Source organism: Pseudoduganella sp. UC29_106 (assembly GCF_044055365.1).
Lineage (GTDB): Bacteria > Pseudomonadota > Gammaproteobacteria > Burkholderiales > Burkholderiaceae_D > Rugamonas.
Map to the genome: position 1 here is coordinate 1,188,956 of NZ_CP171977.1, position 16,555 is coordinate 1,205,510.

Genomic DNA, 16,555 nt, shown 5'->3' on the forward strand with positions numbered 1-16,555 from the left:
CATCATGCATACGCATAGCAATGCGGGGGTAGTCACGCCCGCTGATTCCATCACGCACCCCGAAGTCCGCATGGTCGTCGGCACACTGAGCGACCCCCTGATTGGGAATCATCACTGCATTCGCATTGAAGGCGACACGAATGCGCAGGCACTCACTGGATTCGTCGGCGCTCCTGATGACACACAGTCTCGCGCCACCGCTCGCCGCCTCGCCGACTGCTGGAACGCCTGTAACGGCCTGACCCAGGATCACTTCGACGGCGGCTGGACGGCGAAAGGCCTGAGCCGCCACGCGAGCGCAATGGAAGACAGGCTCGCCATGGCAATCGCGTTGTTGAAGCGGACCGAGGAGTATTCGACCACCCATTCCATCACCGGCCAGAGCATCCGCAAATTCCTTGCTGGAGGCGAGGTATGAGCATCCTTAAAGTTGGCGACATCTGCGTCTGGCAGAACCAGGCTGGCGCCCATGCCTACCTCAACGGCACTGAATGCACCAGCACTGCCCCGCTCGACATGCGCCTGGTTCGCGACGCACATGGCGCGGTATCCCTCGAACTGGTCTACGGCGTCGATGCCCAAATCCCATGGTTCACGGAAGTGTATGCATCGCCAAGCGAACTGCGCCTGAAGGATCAGCCATCGCCGGAGGCTGAGCAGGAATACGCTGCGCTGATCGAGCGCCTTACCGGTCGGGTGATGGCATGAAGGCATCCGTCGAAGCATACGTCGGCTACATCGACGTCGATGTCGAACTGACCGACTTTCGGACTGAGGATCTTGCTGCGGAACTTGCGCGGCGCCAGCAGGGGCCTAACGGTACGCCAGGCCTGAATACCGAAGAACGCCACCCGCTGCATGACATCTTCTATTCGCTCAAATCCGGGCAAAGTGATCGCGCCATCGAATTGACGCGCCAGTACGTATGCGACGAGCTGGGAGTCGTGCTATGACCATTACCCGCGCCACAACAGACACCGAAGTCAAAGAAGGCCAGTGGGTGCATGGCTCTCCTGTTGGTGAATACAAGCTCCAGTACGGCCTGCATTCCGAGCCCCGCCAGGTAACCCGCATCGCCGGTCAGCGCATCCACTACCGCCGCACCGATGGCACTGAGTCCTTCATGCTGAAAAGCGCGGTGCTGATCGTTTGCGACACGGAAGCGGAAGCGCAGTCCGTCTACCTCCTATCCCTCCAGCGCAACAAGATCATGACGGAGAAGATCCGCGCCACAACCGAGGCATGCGAGTCGGAATTTGCGGTGCACCTCAATCAACTGATCGAGGTTGCCGCATGAACATCAGTCTTCTGCATCACTCCTTGGGAGTGCGCCCCGACCGTCGCGAACCGTTCCGCAATCACTTCGTTGCTGGCGAAGGGCATCACGATATGCCCGACCTGCTGAAGCTAGTGGAGGCGGGCTACATGGTGCGCCGCCCAGCCCCTGCGTTCTGCGGCCATGGCGACGAAGTGTTTTACGTGACCGAAGCTGGCCGCGCCTTCGCGCTGGACAACCTGCCGCCGCCACCGAAGAAGTCCCGTTACGACGAATACCTGGACGCCGATTACGGGCACTCGTTCGCCACCTGGCTCTGCATTGATGTTCCGCAGGTCGAACATCGCACGATCTACCTTGAGGGCGGGAAGTGGCGCGAGGAGTGCCGCCTTGTTCGTACTGGTTATGGCGATTACCGCAAGCCGCGCATCGAGGGCGAGTGGAAGCCGACGAAGAAGGAGGCTAAGGCCAGCTACAAGACCGCGCTGAAGAAGCATCAGGACCAGATGCGCGCTTGGATGAAACCGGAGGCCGCATGACGTTCTTCATCCTCTTCCTGCTCGCCTTGAGCTTCGCCGGCTACTGGTCGCAGCGCAAGGCCCTGCAGCCCTTTACCCAATCCGTCATCGCAACCGGTTACGTGTGGTTGCTGGTGTTTGTCGTGTTCGGAGCGTACGCATGAAAGAGCGGCCAATTTTGTTCAGTGGTCACATGATCCGCGCGCTGTTGAGCGGCAGCAAAACTCAAACGCGCCGCGTGGTGAAACACCAACCTTCAGACCATCACTGGCAGTGCCTGCCGGGCTATGAATTGCTCGCCGGCTTGTCTGAGTACTCGGATGCTATGGGCGTGGCATTCCATCACACGATTCCGCAGAATCCAGCCACGGATAGTGATCGGCCCGTGATGTGCCCATTCGGCAAGCCAGGCGACCGCCTGTGGGTCCGCGAGACGTTCTTCGCATACGGCCGCTGGATTACTCGATACAGCGAAAAGAAGGGCCGTGACGAATGGCACTTCATCGACATGACCCTGGAATGCGACCGCGCCTACCAGTACGAGGCCGACAATCCGGATGTCCCGGTGGCGAGTGGGCGCGGCGGGCCGCTGCCAGGCTGGTACAAGCGACCGGCTATCTTCATGCCGCGGGCGGCAAGCCGAATCGCCGCTGATGTCACCGCAGTGCGCGTGGAGCCGCTGTGCGATATCAACCAGGGCGACGCGCTGGCCGAGGGCATGCTGTCTGTGCGCACTCGTGAGTGGGACGAGCAGTATTTCCCGGAATGGCGCCGCGCATTCGATGAAGCGTGCGAGCAGGGCCGCAAGCCTCCGGTTGGGCCGCTGCCGAGCCAGGCTTTTCGTGAACTGTGGAAGGACATCAACGGCGCCGACAGCTGGGACGCCAACCCTTGGGTCTGGTGCATCGAATTTCGCAAGCTATCCACATAACCCACTAACAACCAAAAAGGAGAAACCCATGTCCGCCAATACCCTGCTTGACGCCGTATCGCATCACATGGACTGCAAAAACGATCGCATGCTGTCAGCGCTGCTGGACGTGGCGCCGCCAGTGATTAGCAAGCTGCGCCACGGTCGACTGAACGTCGGCGCAACGCTGACACTGCGCATCCACGAACTGAACCCGGCGCTGTTCACGATTGCCGGTATCCGCGAACTGGTTCAAGCCTGACGCGAGCTCCACATGACCCCTCGTACCTGCTACTCCACCGAATCCCGCGACCGCGCTATTCGCGCATCTGCGGCTCCTGGCAATACTTTCGTATGTCCTTGCTGCGGGCAGTTCAAGTCTATCTGCGGTCGAAAGCTGACCAGCATGATCGGTCGCCGTCAGGTATTTCACTGCGCGCAGTGTGCGGGAGGTGGGAAGTGATGATCGAAAATACTGAAACTCGTTTGGCCGAACTCGAGCGCAACTACCTGGACTTCCTCCGCGGGAAAATCAAACTGGCCCAGGCAAAGGGCTTTGATGTTCCGCTGAGCGATATCAATCCAGCACTGAAGCCGCATACCCGCGACATCGTGCGGTGGGCCCTGCAGGGCGGCCAGCGCGCAATCTTCGCATCCTTCGGCCTGCACAAGACCGCAACCAACCTGGAAGTGATGCGTCAGATTGGCATTCACCGCCCAGGCCTGCGCCTGATCGTACTGCCGCTTGGCGTGCGCCAGGAGTTCTTCCGTGAGGCAGCGCGTCGATTTACCGACGAATGCACGCTCACACTCAAATTCATCCGCAGCGATGCCGAGGTGGACGGCGAAGACACGATTTACCTCACCAACTACGAATCGGTACGCGACGGGAAGATCAACGTGCGCCGGTTCCGCGCCGCGGCGCTGGATGAGGCGAGCATCCTGCGCAGCTTCGGCAGCAAGACCTATCAAGAGTTCCTACCGCTGTTCGAAGGCGTTGAGTTCAAATTCGTCTTCACAGCCACGCCGAGCCCGAACCGCTTTAAAGAGCTGATCCACTACGCCGGCTTCCTGGGTGTAATGGACACTGGCCAGGCCTTGACCCGCTTCTTCCAGCGCGACAGCGAGAAGGCCGGCAACCTGACGCTCTACCCGCACAAGGAACAGGAGTTTTGGCTTTGGGTCGCCAGCTGGGCCTGCTTCATCCGCAAGCCGAGCGACCTCGGACACTCGGATGATGGCTACGTGCTACCTGCGCTCGATGTGCGTTTCCATGAAATCCCGAGCGATTACGAGGCGGCCGGCGCCGAAAAGAATGGCCAAGGCCTGCTCATCCCGAATGTGGCAATGGGCCTGTCGGCCGCGGCCGGCGAGAAACGCCAGAGCCTGGAAGCACGTGTAGCGAAGGCTGCCGAAATCATCAGCGAATCGCCAGATGACCATTTCGTGATCTGGCACGACCTGGAAGACGAGCGGCACGCCATTCAGGCCGCCATTCCCTGGGCCGTCAGCGTTTGGGGAACTCAGGACTTGGACGAGCGCGAAGCGCGCATTGCCGGCTTCAGTGACGGTGAATTCAAGATTCTTTCCACCAAGCCGATCATCGCCGGCTCCGGCTGCAACTTCCAGGTGCACTGCCATCGTGCGATCTTCGCCGGCATCGGGTTCAAGTTCAACGACTTCATTCAAGCCATCCACCGCATTCAACGCTTTCAGCAGGCGTACCCGGTGCGGATCGACATCATCCACACGGAGGTGGAGCGCGCGGTGCTCGCAGAACTGCGCGAGAAATGGCGACGGCACGACGAAATGCAGGACAAGATGGGGGAGATTATCCGCTCCTACGGATTGGATCGCCTGTCCATGCAGGACGCGCTCGCTCGCACCATCGGCGTAACTCGCCAGGTCGTCACTGGAGAGCGCTTCCATGTTGCCAACAATGATTGCGTGCTCGAGGCAGCAAAACATGCCGACAATTCCGTTGGCATGATCGTCACATCCATCCCGTTCGCCAATCACTACGAATACAGCCCAAGCTACAACGACTTCGGCCACACCCAGGACAATGACCACTTCTGGGCGCAGATGGACTTCCTGACGCCGGAACTGCACCGCATCCTGCAGCCTGGTCGGATTTACGCCTGCCACGTCAAGGACCGGATCAACTTCGGCAACGTGACTGGCGCCGGCATTCCGACCGTGAGCCCATTCCATGCTGAGGCGCTATTCCATGGCCTGAAACACGGCTTCGACTACATGGGCATGATCACGGTCGTCACCGACGTGGTCCGCGAGAACAATCAGACCTACCGCCTCGGATACTCGGAAGTCTGCAAGGATGGGACAAAGATGGGCGTTGGCTCGCCCGAATACATCCTCCTTTTCCACAAACCACAGAGCGACCGCAGCCGCGGCTATGCCGATACGCCGGTAACGAAGGGTAAGCCGCTCTGTCAAGCCGATGACGGCACGCCGGTGGACTTCGACCGAAAGCTGGCGCCCATTCCTGGCACCGGCTACAGCGTTGCGCGCTGGCAGGTTGATGCACATGCCTTCTGGCGCTCGAGCGGCGACCGGCTTCTGAGTGCTGACGAGCTGGCCAGCTACGGCCCGACGCGCCTCGCGAAGATGTTCACCGACCTGTCGCTGTCGAACGTCTACAACTACGAATATCACGTGGCTGTAGGCGAAACCATGCTAGCGAATAAGGCCCTGCCGTCCGACTACATGAGCCTGGCGCCGGGCAGCAATGATCCGATGGTTTGGCACGACATCCTGCGCATGAAAACCCTGAACGGCGAGCAGTCGGCCCGCGCTGTCGAAAAGCACGTCTGCCCGTTCCAGATCGACATCGTTGACCGCCTGATCAACCGCTACAGCAATCCTGGTGACTTGGTCTATGACCCGTTCTGCGGCCTGGGCACGGTACCGGTGCGCGCGATGAAGCTCGGCGCCGCGGCGCCGGCTCGGAACTGAACTCCGCCTACTTCGCCGACCAGGTGCACTACTGCCGAATGATGGAGCGCGAACTGGATATGCCGACGCTCTTTGACTTCGAGAACGATGCGGAGGCCGCATGACCGCGCGTTCAGTCCTCAGCCTGGACCAACTCCAGCGGACCATCAGGCTTGCCAACGTTCTTAAGGTTGTTTCTGGCATCGCATTCAGGGCACGCGAAAAAGCAACCCTTGTTATCGACCGTTGGTTCGCAGTCGGAAAACTCCAGTTCCACACCGCAGCTTACACATTTCCACATGGCCGCCTCCTTGGTGAAAAGGGAATCGTAGCATGAAGCCCTCTACACCCCTGAAACGCAAGACCCCGTTGAAAAGCCAAGGGTTCGCCCGCGCCGACCGCATCGAAGCCCGCGAGGTATCGAAGCTACAGCGCAAGGCTCCAGCCCGCAAAGCCACGATGAAGACGAAACAGCGCGCGGTGACGACAGAAGAAAAAGCCTTCTGGGATCGGCTCGCGGGCCTTGGCTGTATCGCCTGCATGAAAGATGGAGTCTACCAGCCGGTTGTGAGCATTCATCACGTCGACGGCCGCACTAAGCCAGGCTGCCACAAGCTGGTTCTCCCGCTGTGCGCCGGCCACCACCAGGACGGCACAGGCGAGGATAAGTCCTTGATCGCAGTGCATCCGTGGAAAGCACGCTTTGAGAAGACATACGGCACGCAGGAGGAATTGATGGCCGAGTGCGCGCAACTGCTGGAGACTGCCAAATGAGCATCCTTGCACTTGACCCCGGACCTGAGCAAACCGGCTGGTGCCACTTCGACGGCAGCCGCGTTCTTGCCTCCGGCGTGGACAAAAACAATTCCGTGCTCGGGATTCTTCTTCGACATGAAGGTGAACTATTGGCCATTGAGATGATCGCATCTTATGGCATGCCCGTAGGGCGCGAGGTCTTCGAGACGTGCGTTTGGATCGGCAGATTCATGCAGACCTGGCGTCAGCCCGATCAAGTGCAATTAGTCTATCGCAAAGACGTGAAGATGCACTTGTGCGGCTCCAATAAGGCAAAGGACGGCAACGTTCGGCAGGCACTGATTGACCTCTTCCCGCGCGCCGGCGGCGGCGCCACCCCACAAATCGGAACAAAGGCCCAGCCGGGACCGCTGTATGGCGTCAGCACGCACGTATGGCCGGCATTGGGCGTGGCAATTACGGCATTGGCACTGAAGGAGGTGCAACCATGAGCAAAGTCGAAGTCCGCTGCATCTGCTGCGACAAGCCCTTTATCACCTATCAGGGCAGGGTTGATCGAGGCGAATCGAAGTACTGCTCTCGCGCCTGCGCATACGCCACCTTTGGCTATCACAACCTGGTCCTTGCTGCTTTACCCGGCACAACCGCCACTCTGGCAGAAAAGACCAAGTTGTCCATTGATTGCGTGGTGGATGCCATCACGAGGATGATGAGGGCCGACAAGTGCTACCCCACGGGCCTCGAGATAGTTCCCGAGGGGCGCGGGAGCGGTAAGACCGTCTATCAGCTCTCTTTCGCCGCCGGCCCATACCCTGAGGATTGCGACCTGCCGCGCACGCAGCGCGAAGCACTGGCAACGCTCATTGATCGCAAAATCTTCGACGCGCTACCGGGAACGCAAGTCTCCATAGTGGAGAAGACTTTGCTTTGCCCGTCTACCGTCAGCAAGCTAATTCGGCGCATGAGAGCTCGCGGAGAATGCCACATCGGCCGCTGGAAGCGCGCAAAGATGGGTGGCCCCGTCGCCGTCTACAAGTTAGGCCCAGGCATTGACGCGGTCTGCAATGTCGAAAAACTCACAAACCGGCAAAAGTATCTGCGCCTGGTGGCCAAAGTCACGAAGGCCGGAAAGCTCGATGAGCACCGCGCCACTCGCGCTGCATACGCCCGTGCGCGCTATGTACGCGAACACGGGGATCAGGTTATCAACGCATTGTTCGGCCGCCCGGCTGAACGGAACCGCGAAGCGGCATAAGGAGAAGAGAGATGAGCGAGAACAGCAAAATCGAGTGGACTGACCACACGTTTAATCCCTGGGAAGGCTGTCAGAAGGTAGGCCCGGGCTGCGACCACTGCTATGCGGAGACGCGTAACGCGCGCTTTGGTGGCGGCACGGCTATCAACTGGGGTCCTGGCGCTCCGCGTCGTCGCACTAGCGTCGCGAACTGGCGCAAGCCTGTCGCATGGGACAAAGCGCACGCCGAGTTCTTCGCCACGCATGGCCGGCGCCAGCGTGTATTCTGCGCCAGCCTGGCCGACATCTTCGATAACGCGGTCGACCCAGTATGGCGCCGCGAGCTTTTTGACCTGATCGAACTGACACCAAATCTCGATTGGCTGTTACTGACGAAGCGAATCGGCAATGCGGCCGAAATGATTTCTCGCGCCAAGGTCAGTGACTGGCTCAAGGGGCAGCCCAACGTCTGGTTGGGTGCCACAATCGTCAACCAGAAAGAAGCTAACCGCGACATTCCGAAACTCTTGGACGTGCCAGCGCGCGTGCGATTCCTCTCAATGGAGCCACTGCTTGGCCCGGTTAGCCTTCGCTTGCGTCGGGCCGCCACAGAGAGTGACCGGCAAGACATGGATGGTCCATGCAGTCACATCACCACGAAAGCGGGGGCTGGGATTCATTGGGTTATCGCTGGTGGTGAATCCGGTGCTGGTGCCCGTCCGATGCACCCTGACTGGGCGCGCGATCTTTACATGCAGTGCCACGAAGCTGGCATACCGTTCCTATTCAAGCAATGGGGCGAGTGGGCGCCACGCGGGCCAGAATCGATGGGATACCCAATCATCGACAACGTGCCTCGCATCAGGCTGACGGATGCCGGCCATAACGGCCAGGATCTGACTGCGCGCGGCGGCAATGACGTCTGGATGCAACGCGCTGGTAAGAAGGCGACTGGCCGAATGCTCGACGGCGAACGGTGCGATGGCTTCCCGAGGGCAGCATGAAACGCAAACTCTGGCAATGCCTCGTCAACGGCCGCCCGCAATTCATCGTCATCCTCGTGCTACTGACAGTTCTTGAAACCATCTACCAGATCGTCACGGGCCGCGATCTGACTGGCGCCATTGCTACGCACACGGTGCTGCTCGCCCTGAATTGGTACTCCTGGGATTACCAGCGTCGCCACAGTGGAAGGCAGGGGAAGTGATATGAGCGAACTCCCGGCGCCATTAACGCAGCCAGATTGCGACCTGACGGACTTCCCGTTCATGCCGCTGCAGATCATGCGCCTACGCCGGTCGAAGGCCTGGCTGCTCGCGAAGCGCAATCCTGCGCTTGCCTTCTACATGGTCAACCTATGGACTGCGTCATGGCATGAGGTGCCAGCCGCATCGCTTGAGGATGACGACGACGTGCTGGCCGAATTCGCAATGTGCGACCCGATCAAGTGGGACAAGCTGCGCGGCAAGGTAATGCACGGCTGGATCAAGTGCAGCGATGGCCGGTTGTATCACCCTATTGTTGCTGAGAAGGCAGTAGAGGCATGGGACGCAAAGACCGATCAGCGATGGCGTACAGAGTGCGCGAGGATCAAAAAGCACAATGACCGGCACAAGATGTCTATACCACGTCCCACATTCGAGGAATGGATGTCACAAGGCTGTCCTCAGGGACAAAGGCTACCTGTCCCTAGGGACACATCAGGGACGGGTGCGGGACAAGGCGGGGAAACGCCATCCAAGAGAGAGGGAGAGGGACAGAGAGAGGGACAGGGACAGGGAGAATTAAATACTTCCGTTCCTAACGGAACGGGCGCTGCCGCGCCGCCGGAAGGCATTTCCCCCTCCGATGCGATTTTCCAAGTCGCGGTTCCTTGGCTTGTGGAGCGCGGCATGCCCGACAAGTCCGCTCGCTCATTGCTCGGTGGCGCCCGGAAGCAGTTGGGCGACGACGGCGCCTGGGCTCTCGCGCAAGAGTGCATGGATGAGAAGCCGCTCGAGCCGGCATCTTGGCTCGCTGCCGCACTGAACGCCCGTATTGGCCGCAAGCGCGGCAACGACAAATTCCAAGTGGCGAACGCGGACCACACAAGCACAGAAGCTGCAGCAGCGGCCAGCGTGGAGCAGCGCGGCACCGTAGTGCCAGAAACCGGCGAAGTACCTTTCGATTGAGGCGATCATGACGTTTAAATCCGTAGGCGAGATAGCAGCATTCCCTGGCACAAATCCATTCACTGGAACGTGTCCTGAGCATGGCGAGAGCACCGTCCTGATCTTTTCCTTCCAGAAGAATCAGGCGTGGTTTTGCTCTGAATGCGCAAGCGTCAAAGTGCGCGCCGAGGACGGGGCTAGATGGCTAAGGGAGCGCCGCGAAGCCATCTATCGATCCGCGACGCTGCCGGAGAAGTATCTCGGCCGAACGTTCCCAGCCACATCAGCGGCGATGCGCACGGCCCGCGCACAAGCTAAGGCGTTCCTGGATCAACTCAAACGGGAGAGGCTCTGGGCCACGCTGATCATGATCGGCAAAAACGGCACCGGCAAGACGCTACTCGCGACCGAACTGGCGGAATACATGATCAATAAGATGTCGCTCACCGTTCGCTACTGCACGGCGAATCAGATGGTCTCCGAGATTCAGGCGTCCTACAGCACGGAAGGTAAAACGCAGGAGGGTGAAATCCTGCGGTTCGCGAACTATGACGTACTGATCATCGACGAAATCGACGCGAAGCCTGATAAGGAAAACGCCAACATCCTGCTCACGGAAGTCATCAACAGGCGCTACAACAGCCTGCGTCCAGTGATCGCAATCAGCAACCAGCCGCTCGACATGCTGCACAAGTTCGTCGGCGATCGCGTCGAATCGCGCTTGCATGAGAACTCGTTTGTCTGCTCGTTCAACTGGCCCGACTTCCGTAAGTTGCCAATGAAGCCATGAAATGCCTCGACTGCATCCGCATCTTGCCGCCGCATAAAGGGCCGAACGGTCAGAGCATGCCGCACCAAGGCAAGTGCCCGGACGATCCAAGTGGCGCAACCAAGAGCCTGCGATACGAACGCCAATGCGCAAGGTTCAGGGCGATGACAGATACCGAGCGCATAGCAAAGCGCGCTGAATGGGAAAAGATTTTGAACCCGCCTAAGAGGGCGAAAACGGAAGAAGGAGAAGAGGGATGAGCAAGCTGTTTCGAAAGGACGTGGTGAGCCGCGAGATCGATCGAAAGCTACCGCAAGCTGGCAGGATTCAGATTTCGTGGCATTGGGGCTTCTTCCCTCGTTACTTCGGGAAGAACAGCTGGTATCGATTTTATACGAGCATGCGCGGTGCGAATTTCGGCCAAATGAGCATCGGGCCGCTTTTCCTCTCTTTCCCCATGCGCTGGCTGGAGGATGTGGCTCGATACATGCACCCTGAAGTGTTTGAGTCGCAACCACCGGCTGCGCGCAAAGTCCACGCTGATTGCTGAGGCCACCATGCCCGACAAAGAGAATCTAAAACTCCGCAAGATGGCCGCCGATTGGCTGCGGGCCCTGGCCACCCAGGTCGAAGCGGAACCGTTTTGCAACGCCACGTTTTATCAAAAACATATTCATGGTGCGGTGCCCTTTGACCCGAATGACCCTTGCTATTCGCTTGGCCCGGTGATCGGAACGGAATACACCATCACCTTCGCATTGCGTGAACCGGCGAAGCAGCCGTCCTCGCGTCCTGATCGTGTTCGCAACTGGTGAGCCCAACTATGAACCACAACGAAATCCCAAAACTCGAACGCCTGCGCGCCAGCCTGACCAGTCTCATCGCGCTCGCAGAAGCGAAGACCATAGAAGCAGACCCAGACGGCCGAACGATGGCCGAACTGGAGCACGACGGCGACTTGCCGGTACCGATTATGGATGCGAGGGTACAGCTGGCGCTGCTTGGAAGGATGATCGAGGCGCAGCCGGTTCAGGATGGCCATCAGCTCGTGCCTATGGAACCGACCGAAGATATGGTGATCGACGGCTTTGAGGCGGCATCCGAATTCCGTGACTCTCCCGAGTGTGCGGAAATGAGCGGCTGCCAGGCATCCGCCGAAGCGGCAAGAATCTGCTACCGCGTCATGCTGGCGTCGGCGCGCGGCGTGCACCTCTCGTATGCGGACGGTGAGCTAGTGTCGAAAGTCCCCTACGGCGCCATCATTGAGCGCGTGAAAGGTGGTGCGTGATGGGTTGGAGTATCGGATACGACGACAATCTGAAGCGGGATGTTGGATACGGTGTCCCGGCCTTCTGCGACCATCCTGATTGCAACAAAGTCATTGACCGTGGGATTTCCTACGTATGCGGCGGAGGCATCTTTGGCGGAGAGCATGGGTGCGGCATGCATTTCTGTGGCGATCACATGCGCCACAACAATGAAGCCCAGGTATGCGAGCGCTGCCTTAAGGGTAGGGCGCGATTCCCGGTAAAACCTGATCACCCGAAGTGGATTCGGTGGAAGCTCAGGGATAAAAGCTGGGCGACCTGGCGTAAAGAGAATCCTGAAGCAGTCAAGGCGATGCGCGCTGCGCTGAAAGGCGGCGAGGCATGAGCGCAAGCGAGTTAATAGCTGCTGGTCAAGTTCTGGTTTTTCTTGACTCCACGTCGGATGGCGACATGTTCGAACGGCTGCTTGTGGCAAGCCGTGAGTTCCGCGTGGCTTCCGAGGTCGCCCGATTCAATTCTGAAGGTCCTTTGATCGAGGGGGATCGAACTGACTGGCTTGCCCATGTGGGTGCGGAAAGTAGGTTCATCAATTGGATGGTGACAGAGGGACTCATTGCTGATGCGGTGGGGTATGTCAAGTTCGGTGTGTATGTGGCGCAAGATGCGCGCAATGCTCTGGAGTCGCGCCAACTTGATTTTTGGCTGGAACAAGGGGAATCCTAATGCTAATGACCAAAGAACAGGCCACCGAGGCTCCGAAGCCCTGCGATCACGAATACCAGCCGTTCAGCGAGTCGATCATAGAGCACGTGCGCAACTGGAAATGCATGCACTGCCACGACGTCAAGGGTCAGCAGTTGCCAGGGAGACCAGCATGAAGCGCGAATACTGGTATGTAGTTTGGCTGGCATTCCTCTTCGTTGTGGCTGTGGGTGGTTGGACCTACACCTTCACCGAGAAGACAGAGTGCGAGGCACGCGGCGGGATGTATTTGCGCGGCATATGGGGAGCACCGAAGTGCTACGACGTGAGAGGTACAAAGTGATCATCCTCGCCATCACCCTCATCCTGGCTGGCCTCATCACCTTCACCATTAAGCGCGGCCGGTGCGCCGCGTGCATCGTCGGGCCTATTGCTATCGGCGCGAGTATCTTCGTTGCCAGCTTCGTTCAACAGGCCGGAGCGTGAACCATGGGCGCCACCAAGAAACCCCGCAAGCAGTACAAGCCCAAGCCTAACGTCCTGCCGCTGGGCATCAAGAACGCTCAGCGGATGGAATTCCCAGGCTATGCCGCCAGCCTGGCACTCGGACAAGCGCACTTCTGCGAGCAGCACGTCTACGACCTGCTATCGAACGCGGATATGGTGCGCCGCATCGCACCAGACAACCACGAGATCCTTCCGATCGCGCAAAGGATGGTAGAAGCGGTTGCCGAAATCCAGAACCGCGCCCAGCGCACCGGCAAGCACGGCGTCACCGGCGACGAGCTGCGCGTGTTGCGTGAAGGGCTGGGCCTGACGATGGACTACTTGCGCACGGTGCCCAACGTCGCGATCGACCGTGCCGCGCGCGCCGCGGTTGCTGAATTCAACAAGAGGGGAGCGCTGAGGGTATGAGAAAGCAGATGCACTTTTTTAAAAACGGTGCTATAACGCGCGCAGTCAACGGGGAGGCATGTAATGGGCGTCTTTGATCAAATGGTAAAAGAACTTCAAAAGACCGAACCGGCTCAGCGTGTGCCGGATAAGATCGAAGTCGTCGCGGAGCGCGGCACACCGTACCAACAGGTGATGAAGGTGTGGCGCCAGTGGCAAGGCCTCTCCGATCGGCAGGAATCCGGGGGCTGGAGCCACCCGCAGGACTCAAAAGAATTGATGGCCACTGGTGAGGCAGTTGAGGCGATGGTGAACGATCTGCCGCGTGTCCAATGGTGGGCCGTCCGCAAGGCGCATGGCATTTCACCCGCCGCTTGGCGCTTCCCGAATGCCGATTATGCGGGCGAACTGCTGCTGGCCGAGGACACGCTGACCGCGAAGATGCAGCGCAACGTGAACACCAAACGCTACTTCATGGAGCGATGAGATGAAAAAGACCGTCAAGATGATTATCAATCGCCGTGAAGAAGTACTCATGGAGGTTGAATTCCCAATCTACAGCCAGCACGATCTCACCGACCACTATCCATGCGTCTACTACCGTCGCCACGATGCCGACGGCCGTCGCATGACGATTCACTATTCGGATCATGGTCGCGGCCCAAGCTATGAGTTGAAGGTCGAGCGAAATGTAGCGCTTGAAGCAAGCGACCCGGACTACCCCCTCGGGCGCGGACAGTTTGCCTGCACCGCCGAGGAATTCAACAACATTCTGCGCGATGCGGTTGAACTCGCTGAATCGATGAAATAGTTGTTGACACTCATCCGCAAGAGGCGCAAAATTTGCACCCAGATGTTAGATGTCATTAGTGCGTCTGACATTGGCTCACAACCCACCGATAGTGGTTGGAGCCTGAATCCCAACCCGCCCCTCACGGCGGGTTTTTCATTTGGGGCGCAAGACCGTAAGACACCACCCCGTCAACTCCAAGAGGTGAAAAATGTCTGATGCTGTAATGGTCTGCAAACTCCAGCTGCACTCGATCCAAGGTGGCGCATCGCTGTGCGCGGCCGATAATTCCCAGATGCCCGCATCCCGTCTGCGCTTCGGCGCCGTATGGGAAGGCTCGACCGAGAAGCAGCAGATGTCGGAAAACGCGGTCTTCGGCCACTGGACGCCATGCGCAGAATTCACTGCGTTGGTCCGGAACGCCGGTGTGATCGAGAAGCTGAAAGAAGGCAAGAAATACTACGTGACCTTCACGGAAGCGCCTGACTGATCTACGTGGGGCGAGTGATGACCGAACCATCCCGCCCCAAGTACCGCGAACACCTCTACCCGCAGCCTGCCGAAGACAAACCGCTGACGCCTGACCAGGCGCGCGCAGAGCTGGGTTGGAAGCTGGTGCCGGAAACAAAGGACTACGGCCATGACGACTGAGGGTTGGGACGGATAAGAACTGATGCGCCCGCCATAGCGCGGATGATTAACTCATTAGGTGCGCCCCAAAGCCAGCCTGGACGCAAGCTGACACTGGAGCGTCGTAGCCTTACGAAACAAGGCGCCACACGCAAGGCGATTACTCCCGTCATAGACGACCACCCGCCCCATACTGCCCTGTAAGGCTGCGGAGCTAACAAGCGCCCAGCATGGCCGGTAGGGGTATGAAGTCTCCCTGATAGTAGTCGTCTGTCGTGTGGTGACAGCACTAGACGCGATTAGCCTCGTCAGCATGTGTCGCGGTACCAAGCGGATGACGAACCGCGCTGCACCACAACCAGTAACCTCCCTATCAGCCTAACCGCTGGTACTCGCCGCCTCACCCGGGCGGCTTTTTTATTCGCGGGCCCGCCATGCGCATCCCACGCTTCAACCGCCACCAGGACAGGATTGCGCTGGTAGTCGTTGGCTTCGTGCTGCTGGCCGCCGGCGTGCTGTACGCGGCCCTGGAGCTGTCGAAATGAGCAAAGAGCCCGAAATCAGCGCGTCCGATGCGGCCGCGCTCATCATCTTCGGCATTGGCGCCATCCTGATCGCACTGGCCATGTGGTCTCGCCCAGCTTTCGATGACATCGTGGGCGAAATCCTTCGGTACTGCTATGTCCGGCGCTACGGCTAACTGGCGGTACTTCCGCAGCCTGTTCACCCGCTTCGCACTGCGCGACCGGGAAGGTGTGTTAGACAACCTGGCCCAGCGCCTGGAAGACGCCGAGACAGCCATGACCATCATGCGCGCCAAGGGATATGAAGGTGCAACCCTGGCTGACATGGTGAAGAAGGCGCCGCCTGCGAGTCTGAGGCATTCGTGACACCAGACGAGGCGATCCGCAAGCACGCCAACCTGGCTCGCCACTGCAAGAAGCGAGGCATCCCGTTCAGCCTGACACTGAAGCAGTGGGTGGATGCCTGGGGTGATCGGATTGAGGATCGAGGTAGGTTGCAGTTGCAGAGGATCGAGAAGGCGCTTGGGTTTGTGGTGGGGAATGTGAAGGTGGGCGAGAGGCCGAGGAAAGTATGAAGGCAACTCTTCTTATTGTGACGCTATTAGTTGGCTGTCAACAGGCCGACTTGGATTGTGAGCCGATAGACAAGTTCGCATCCCGAGATGGATTGATGGTCGCCGGTGGCGCGGCACTCCCAACGAAGTTCCGGTATCAGCGATTCGAGTGCCCTGACGGTACACACGAGTGGCGCAGAGTTGATTGATGAAGCTGCAGACCCTAAAGCCCAGGCTGTCGACCCTCAGGGTTAATCGCATCGCACCGCTGGCCAGCAGCCCGGACGCAACGCCCAGGCTGCGCGGCCGCGCCGGTGTAGAGCGCCGTGCCAAGTGGTTAGCTAAATATCCGTTGTGCGTGGCGTGCGAGGAGCAAGGCCGCACCACCATGGCCAACGTGGTTGATCACAAGATCCCACTATGGAAAGGCGGCCGCGACGACGAGTCGAACTTCCAGTCCCTCTGCCAGACCCCATGCCATGACGAGAAGACCGCACGCGAGGCAGCGGAGCGAGCGGGAAAGGTTGCCAAGTGGTAATTAAAGGTGGGGGGGTAGTCCAGTTTCCAAAGTGAAACATTAACGGACACCGCACTCTGCCCCACGCACAGAAAATTTTCCCCTTTG

Annotated in this window: 32 protein-coding genes; all 32 read left to right on the forward strand. The window is 59.2% G+C overall.

Going from position 1 to position 16,555, the window contains the following annotated elements:
• Nucleotides 1-4: 4 nt before the first annotated feature.
• The 32 genes from ACHMW6_RS06200 to ACHMW6_RS06355 all read left to right on the forward strand — a co-directional run bounded on the left by ACHMW6_RS06200 (nt 5) and on the right by ACHMW6_RS06355 (nt 16,468).
• Entirely contained in the window at nt 5-418 is a 414-nt protein-coding gene (locus ACHMW6_RS06200) for a hypothetical protein (protein ID WP_395406257.1), read from the forward strand.
• Nucleotides 415-708: a hypothetical protein gene (locus ACHMW6_RS06205; protein ID WP_395406258.1), complete on the forward strand. Its 294-nt coding sequence runs from the start codon at nt 415-417 to the stop codon at nt 706-708. The genes ACHMW6_RS06200 and ACHMW6_RS06205 overlap by 4 nt, the downstream gene beginning before the upstream one ends.
• A complete protein-coding gene (locus tag ACHMW6_RS06210) occupies nt 705-953 on the forward strand; it encodes a hypothetical protein (protein ID WP_395406259.1) in 249 nt (82 codons plus the stop codon). Before ACHMW6_RS06205 ends, ACHMW6_RS06210 begins: the two co-directional genes overlap by 4 nt.
• A complete protein-coding gene (locus ACHMW6_RS06215; RefSeq protein WP_395406260.1) occupies nt 950-1,297 on the forward strand; it encodes a hypothetical protein in 348 nt (115 codons plus the stop codon). Before ACHMW6_RS06210 ends, ACHMW6_RS06215 begins: the two co-directional genes overlap by 4 nt.
• Complete coding sequence (locus tag ACHMW6_RS06220) at nt 1,294-1,815, forward strand: hypothetical protein (RefSeq protein WP_395406261.1); 522 nt, start codon at nt 1,294-1,296, stop codon at nt 1,813-1,815. Before ACHMW6_RS06215 ends, ACHMW6_RS06220 begins: the two co-directional genes overlap by 4 nt.
• On the forward strand, nt 1,812-1,958 hold the full coding sequence (locus tag ACHMW6_RS06225; protein ID WP_395406262.1) for a hypothetical protein: 147 nt from the start codon (nt 1,812-1,814) through the stop codon (nt 1,956-1,958). Before ACHMW6_RS06220 ends, ACHMW6_RS06225 begins: the two co-directional genes overlap by 4 nt.
• Nucleotides 1,955-2,725 carry a hypothetical protein gene (locus ACHMW6_RS06230; protein WP_395406263.1) on the forward strand — a complete coding sequence of 257 codons (771 nt, stop codon included), beginning with the start codon at nt 1,955-1,957 and terminating at the stop codon, nt 2,723-2,725. The genes ACHMW6_RS06225 and ACHMW6_RS06230 overlap by 4 nt, the downstream gene beginning before the upstream one ends.
• Before the next feature lie 28 nt (nt 2,726-2,753).
• Nucleotides 2,754-2,966, forward strand: a complete 213-nt coding sequence (locus ACHMW6_RS06235) for a hypothetical protein (RefSeq protein ID WP_395406264.1) — start codon at nt 2,754-2,756, stop codon at nt 2,964-2,966.
• A 92-nt stretch (nt 2,967-3,058) separates the two neighbouring features.
• Nucleotides 3,059-5,680: a DNA methyltransferase gene (locus ACHMW6_RS06240; RefSeq protein WP_395406265.1), complete on the forward strand. Its 2,622-nt coding sequence runs from the start codon at nt 3,059-3,061 to the stop codon at nt 5,678-5,680.
• A gap of 100 nt (nt 5,681-5,780) precedes the next feature.
• The gene (locus ACHMW6_RS06245) at nt 5,781-5,996 is read left to right on the forward strand and encodes a hypothetical protein (protein ID WP_395406266.1); all 216 of its coding nucleotides are present in this window, start codon (nt 5,781-5,783) and stop codon (nt 5,994-5,996) included.
• Complete coding sequence (locus ACHMW6_RS06250) at nt 5,993-6,433, forward strand: Ref family recombination enhancement nuclease (RefSeq protein WP_395406267.1); 441 nt, start codon at nt 5,993-5,995, stop codon at nt 6,431-6,433. Before ACHMW6_RS06245 ends, ACHMW6_RS06250 begins: the two co-directional genes overlap by 4 nt.
• Nucleotides 6,430-6,906 carry a hypothetical protein gene (locus ACHMW6_RS06255; protein ID WP_395406268.1) on the forward strand — a complete coding sequence of 159 codons (477 nt, stop codon included), beginning with the start codon at nt 6,430-6,432 and terminating at the stop codon, nt 6,904-6,906. The genes ACHMW6_RS06250 and ACHMW6_RS06255 overlap by 4 nt, the downstream gene beginning before the upstream one ends.
• A complete protein-coding gene (locus tag ACHMW6_RS06260) occupies nt 6,903-7,670 on the forward strand; it encodes a hypothetical protein (protein WP_395406269.1) in 768 nt (255 codons plus the stop codon). Before ACHMW6_RS06255 ends, ACHMW6_RS06260 begins: the two co-directional genes overlap by 4 nt.
• An 11-nt stretch (nt 7,671-7,681) precedes the next feature.
• Nucleotides 7,682-8,653: a phage Gp37/Gp68 family protein gene (locus tag ACHMW6_RS06265; protein WP_395406270.1), complete on the forward strand. Its 972-nt coding sequence runs from the start codon at nt 7,682-7,684 to the stop codon at nt 8,651-8,653.
• A complete protein-coding gene (locus ACHMW6_RS06270) occupies nt 8,650-8,856 on the forward strand; it encodes a hypothetical protein (protein WP_395406271.1) in 207 nt (68 codons plus the stop codon). Before ACHMW6_RS06265 ends, ACHMW6_RS06270 begins: the two co-directional genes overlap by 4 nt.
• Nucleotide 8,857: 1 nt before the next feature.
• Nucleotides 8,858-9,820, forward strand: coding sequence for a DUF1376 domain-containing protein (locus ACHMW6_RS06275; protein ID WP_395406272.1), 963 nt, complete (start codon nt 8,858-8,860; stop codon nt 9,818-9,820).
• 7 nt (nt 9,821-9,827) lie between these two features.
• Nucleotides 9,828-10,589, forward strand: a complete 762-nt coding sequence (locus tag ACHMW6_RS06280) for an ATP-binding protein (RefSeq protein ID WP_395406273.1) — start codon at nt 9,828-9,830, stop codon at nt 10,587-10,589.
• A gap of 235 nt (nt 10,590-10,824) precedes the next feature.
• Nucleotides 10,825-11,118, forward strand: a complete 294-nt coding sequence (locus ACHMW6_RS06285) for a hypothetical protein (protein WP_395406274.1) — start codon at nt 10,825-10,827, stop codon at nt 11,116-11,118.
• A gap of 7 nt (nt 11,119-11,125) precedes the next feature.
• Nucleotides 11,126-11,383, forward strand: a complete 258-nt coding sequence (locus ACHMW6_RS06290) for a hypothetical protein (protein WP_395406275.1) — start codon at nt 11,126-11,128, stop codon at nt 11,381-11,383.
• Nucleotides 11,384-11,391: 8 nt separating this feature from the next.
• Nucleotides 11,392-11,856 carry a hypothetical protein gene (locus ACHMW6_RS06295; protein WP_395406276.1) on the forward strand — a complete coding sequence of 155 codons (465 nt, stop codon included), beginning with the start codon at nt 11,392-11,394 and terminating at the stop codon, nt 11,854-11,856.
• The gene (locus ACHMW6_RS06300; RefSeq protein WP_395406277.1) at nt 11,856-12,221 is read left to right on the forward strand and encodes a hypothetical protein; all 366 of its coding nucleotides are present in this window, start codon (nt 11,856-11,858) and stop codon (nt 12,219-12,221) included. The genes ACHMW6_RS06295 and ACHMW6_RS06300 overlap by 1 nt, the downstream gene beginning before the upstream one ends.
• Nucleotides 12,218-12,559, forward strand: a complete 342-nt coding sequence (locus ACHMW6_RS06305; RefSeq protein WP_395406278.1) for a hypothetical protein — start codon at nt 12,218-12,220, stop codon at nt 12,557-12,559. The genes ACHMW6_RS06300 and ACHMW6_RS06305 overlap by 4 nt, the downstream gene beginning before the upstream one ends.
• Before the next feature lie 151 nt (nt 12,560-12,710).
• Complete coding sequence (locus ACHMW6_RS06310; RefSeq protein WP_395406279.1) at nt 12,711-12,881, forward strand: hypothetical protein; 171 nt, start codon at nt 12,711-12,713, stop codon at nt 12,879-12,881.
• A complete protein-coding gene (locus tag ACHMW6_RS06315) occupies nt 12,878-13,024 on the forward strand; it encodes a hypothetical protein (protein WP_395406280.1) in 147 nt (48 codons plus the stop codon). Before ACHMW6_RS06310 ends, ACHMW6_RS06315 begins: the two co-directional genes overlap by 4 nt.
• 3 nt (nt 13,025-13,027) lie before the next feature.
• Entirely contained in the window at nt 13,028-13,453 is a 426-nt protein-coding gene (locus ACHMW6_RS06320) for a hypothetical protein (RefSeq protein ID WP_395406281.1), read from the forward strand.
• Nucleotides 13,454-13,516: 63 nt separating this feature from the next.
• A complete protein-coding gene (locus tag ACHMW6_RS06325; protein ID WP_395406282.1) occupies nt 13,517-13,918 on the forward strand; it encodes a hypothetical protein in 402 nt (133 codons plus the stop codon).
• A 1-nt stretch (nt 13,919) separates the two neighbouring features.
• A complete protein-coding gene (locus ACHMW6_RS06330) occupies nt 13,920-14,243 on the forward strand; it encodes a hypothetical protein (protein ID WP_395406283.1) in 324 nt (107 codons plus the stop codon).
• Between the two features lie 190 nt (nt 14,244-14,433).
• The gene (locus ACHMW6_RS06335; RefSeq protein ID WP_395406284.1) at nt 14,434-14,712 is read left to right on the forward strand and encodes a hypothetical protein; all 279 of its coding nucleotides are present in this window, start codon (nt 14,434-14,436) and stop codon (nt 14,710-14,712) included.
• Between the two features lie 17 nt (nt 14,713-14,729).
• On the forward strand, nt 14,730-14,873 hold the full coding sequence (locus ACHMW6_RS06340; protein WP_395406285.1) for a hypothetical protein: 144 nt from the start codon (nt 14,730-14,732) through the stop codon (nt 14,871-14,873).
• A 520-nt stretch (nt 14,874-15,393) separates the two neighbouring features.
• Entirely contained in the window at nt 15,394-15,552 is a 159-nt protein-coding gene (locus ACHMW6_RS06345) for a hypothetical protein (protein WP_395406286.1), read from the forward strand.
• Complete coding sequence (locus ACHMW6_RS06350; protein WP_395406287.1) at nt 15,533-15,742, forward strand: hypothetical protein; 210 nt, start codon at nt 15,533-15,535, stop codon at nt 15,740-15,742. The genes ACHMW6_RS06345 and ACHMW6_RS06350 overlap by 20 nt, the downstream gene beginning before the upstream one ends.
• 396 nt (nt 15,743-16,138) lie before the next feature.
• Nucleotides 16,139-16,468: an HNH endonuclease signature motif containing protein gene (locus tag ACHMW6_RS06355; RefSeq protein WP_395406288.1), complete on the forward strand. Its 330-nt coding sequence runs from the start codon at nt 16,139-16,141 to the stop codon at nt 16,466-16,468.
• The last annotated feature ends 87 nt before the right edge of the window (nt 16,469-16,555 follow it).

Coding starts and splice junctions, on each gene's coding strand:
- ACHMW6_RS06265 (WP_395406270.1), top strand. CDS start 7,682: ATGAGCGAGAACAGCAAAATCGAGTGGACTGACCACACGTTTAATCCC.
- ACHMW6_RS06285 (WP_395406274.1), top strand. CDS start 10,825: ATGAGCAAGCTGTTTCGAAAGGACGTGGTGAGCCGCGAGATCGATCGA.
- ACHMW6_RS06275 (WP_395406272.1), top strand. CDS start 8,858: ATGAGCGAACTCCCGGCGCCATTAACGCAGCCAGATTGCGACCTGACG.
- ACHMW6_RS06325 (WP_395406282.1), top strand. CDS start 13,517: ATGGGCGTCTTTGATCAAATGGTAAAAGAACTTCAAAAGACCGAACCG.
- ACHMW6_RS06340 (WP_395406285.1), top strand. CDS start 14,730: ATGACCGAACCATCCCGCCCCAAGTACCGCGAACACCTCTACCCGCAG.
- ACHMW6_RS06305 (WP_395406278.1), top strand. CDS start 12,218: ATGAGCGCAAGCGAGTTAATAGCTGCTGGTCAAGTTCTGGTTTTTCTT.
- ACHMW6_RS06240 (WP_395406265.1), top strand. CDS start 3,059: ATGTCCTTGCTGCGGGCAGTTCAAGTCTATCTGCGGTCGAAAGCTGAC.
- ACHMW6_RS06335 (WP_395406284.1), top strand. CDS start 14,434: ATGTCTGATGCTGTAATGGTCTGCAAACTCCAGCTGCACTCGATCCAA.
- ACHMW6_RS06270 (WP_395406271.1), top strand. CDS start 8,650: ATGAAACGCAAACTCTGGCAATGCCTCGTCAACGGCCGCCCGCAATTC.
- ACHMW6_RS06295 (WP_395406276.1), top strand. CDS start 11,392: ATGAACCACAACGAAATCCCAAAACTCGAACGCCTGCGCGCCAGCCTG.
- ACHMW6_RS06205 (WP_395406258.1), top strand. CDS start 415: ATGAGCATCCTTAAAGTTGGCGACATCTGCGTCTGGCAGAACCAGGCT.
- ACHMW6_RS06210 (WP_395406259.1), top strand. CDS start 705: ATGAAGGCATCCGTCGAAGCATACGTCGGCTACATCGACGTCGATGTC.
- ACHMW6_RS06320 (WP_395406281.1), top strand. CDS start 13,028: ATGGGCGCCACCAAGAAACCCCGCAAGCAGTACAAGCCCAAGCCTAAC.
- ACHMW6_RS06310 (WP_395406279.1), top strand. CDS start 12,711: ATGAAGCGCGAATACTGGTATGTAGTTTGGCTGGCATTCCTCTTCGTT.
- ACHMW6_RS06350 (WP_395406287.1), top strand. CDS start 15,533: ATGTCCGGCGCTACGGCTAACTGGCGGTACTTCCGCAGCCTGTTCACC.
- ACHMW6_RS06220 (WP_395406261.1), top strand. CDS start 1,294: ATGAACATCAGTCTTCTGCATCACTCCTTGGGAGTGCGCCCCGACCGT.
- ACHMW6_RS06225 (WP_395406262.1), top strand. CDS start 1,812: ATGACGTTCTTCATCCTCTTCCTGCTCGCCTTGAGCTTCGCCGGCTAC.
- ACHMW6_RS06245 (WP_395406266.1), top strand. CDS start 5,781: ATGACCGCGCGTTCAGTCCTCAGCCTGGACCAACTCCAGCGGACCATC.
- ACHMW6_RS06250 (WP_395406267.1), top strand. CDS start 5,993: ATGAAGCCCTCTACACCCCTGAAACGCAAGACCCCGTTGAAAAGCCAA.
- ACHMW6_RS06200 (WP_395406257.1), top strand. CDS start 5: ATGCATACGCATAGCAATGCGGGGGTAGTCACGCCCGCTGATTCCATC.
- ACHMW6_RS06215 (WP_395406260.1), top strand. CDS start 950: ATGACCATTACCCGCGCCACAACAGACACCGAAGTCAAAGAAGGCCAG.
- ACHMW6_RS06260 (WP_395406269.1), top strand. CDS start 6,903: ATGAGCAAAGTCGAAGTCCGCTGCATCTGCTGCGACAAGCCCTTTATC.
- ACHMW6_RS06280 (WP_395406273.1), top strand. CDS start 9,828: ATGACGTTTAAATCCGTAGGCGAGATAGCAGCATTCCCTGGCACAAAT.
- ACHMW6_RS06300 (WP_395406277.1), top strand. CDS start 11,856: ATGGGTTGGAGTATCGGATACGACGACAATCTGAAGCGGGATGTTGGA.
- ACHMW6_RS06290 (WP_395406275.1), top strand. CDS start 11,126: ATGCCCGACAAAGAGAATCTAAAACTCCGCAAGATGGCCGCCGATTGG.
- ACHMW6_RS06345 (WP_395406286.1), top strand. CDS start 15,394: ATGAGCAAAGAGCCCGAAATCAGCGCGTCCGATGCGGCCGCGCTCATC.
- ACHMW6_RS06355 (WP_395406288.1), top strand. CDS start 16,139: ATGAAGCTGCAGACCCTAAAGCCCAGGCTGTCGACCCTCAGGGTTAAT.
- ACHMW6_RS06235 (WP_395406264.1), top strand. CDS start 2,754: ATGTCCGCCAATACCCTGCTTGACGCCGTATCGCATCACATGGACTGC.
- ACHMW6_RS06255 (WP_395406268.1), top strand. CDS start 6,430: ATGAGCATCCTTGCACTTGACCCCGGACCTGAGCAAACCGGCTGGTGC.
- ACHMW6_RS06330 (WP_395406283.1), top strand. CDS start 13,920: ATGAAAAAGACCGTCAAGATGATTATCAATCGCCGTGAAGAAGTACTC.
- ACHMW6_RS06230 (WP_395406263.1), top strand. CDS start 1,955: ATGAAAGAGCGGCCAATTTTGTTCAGTGGTCACATGATCCGCGCGCTG.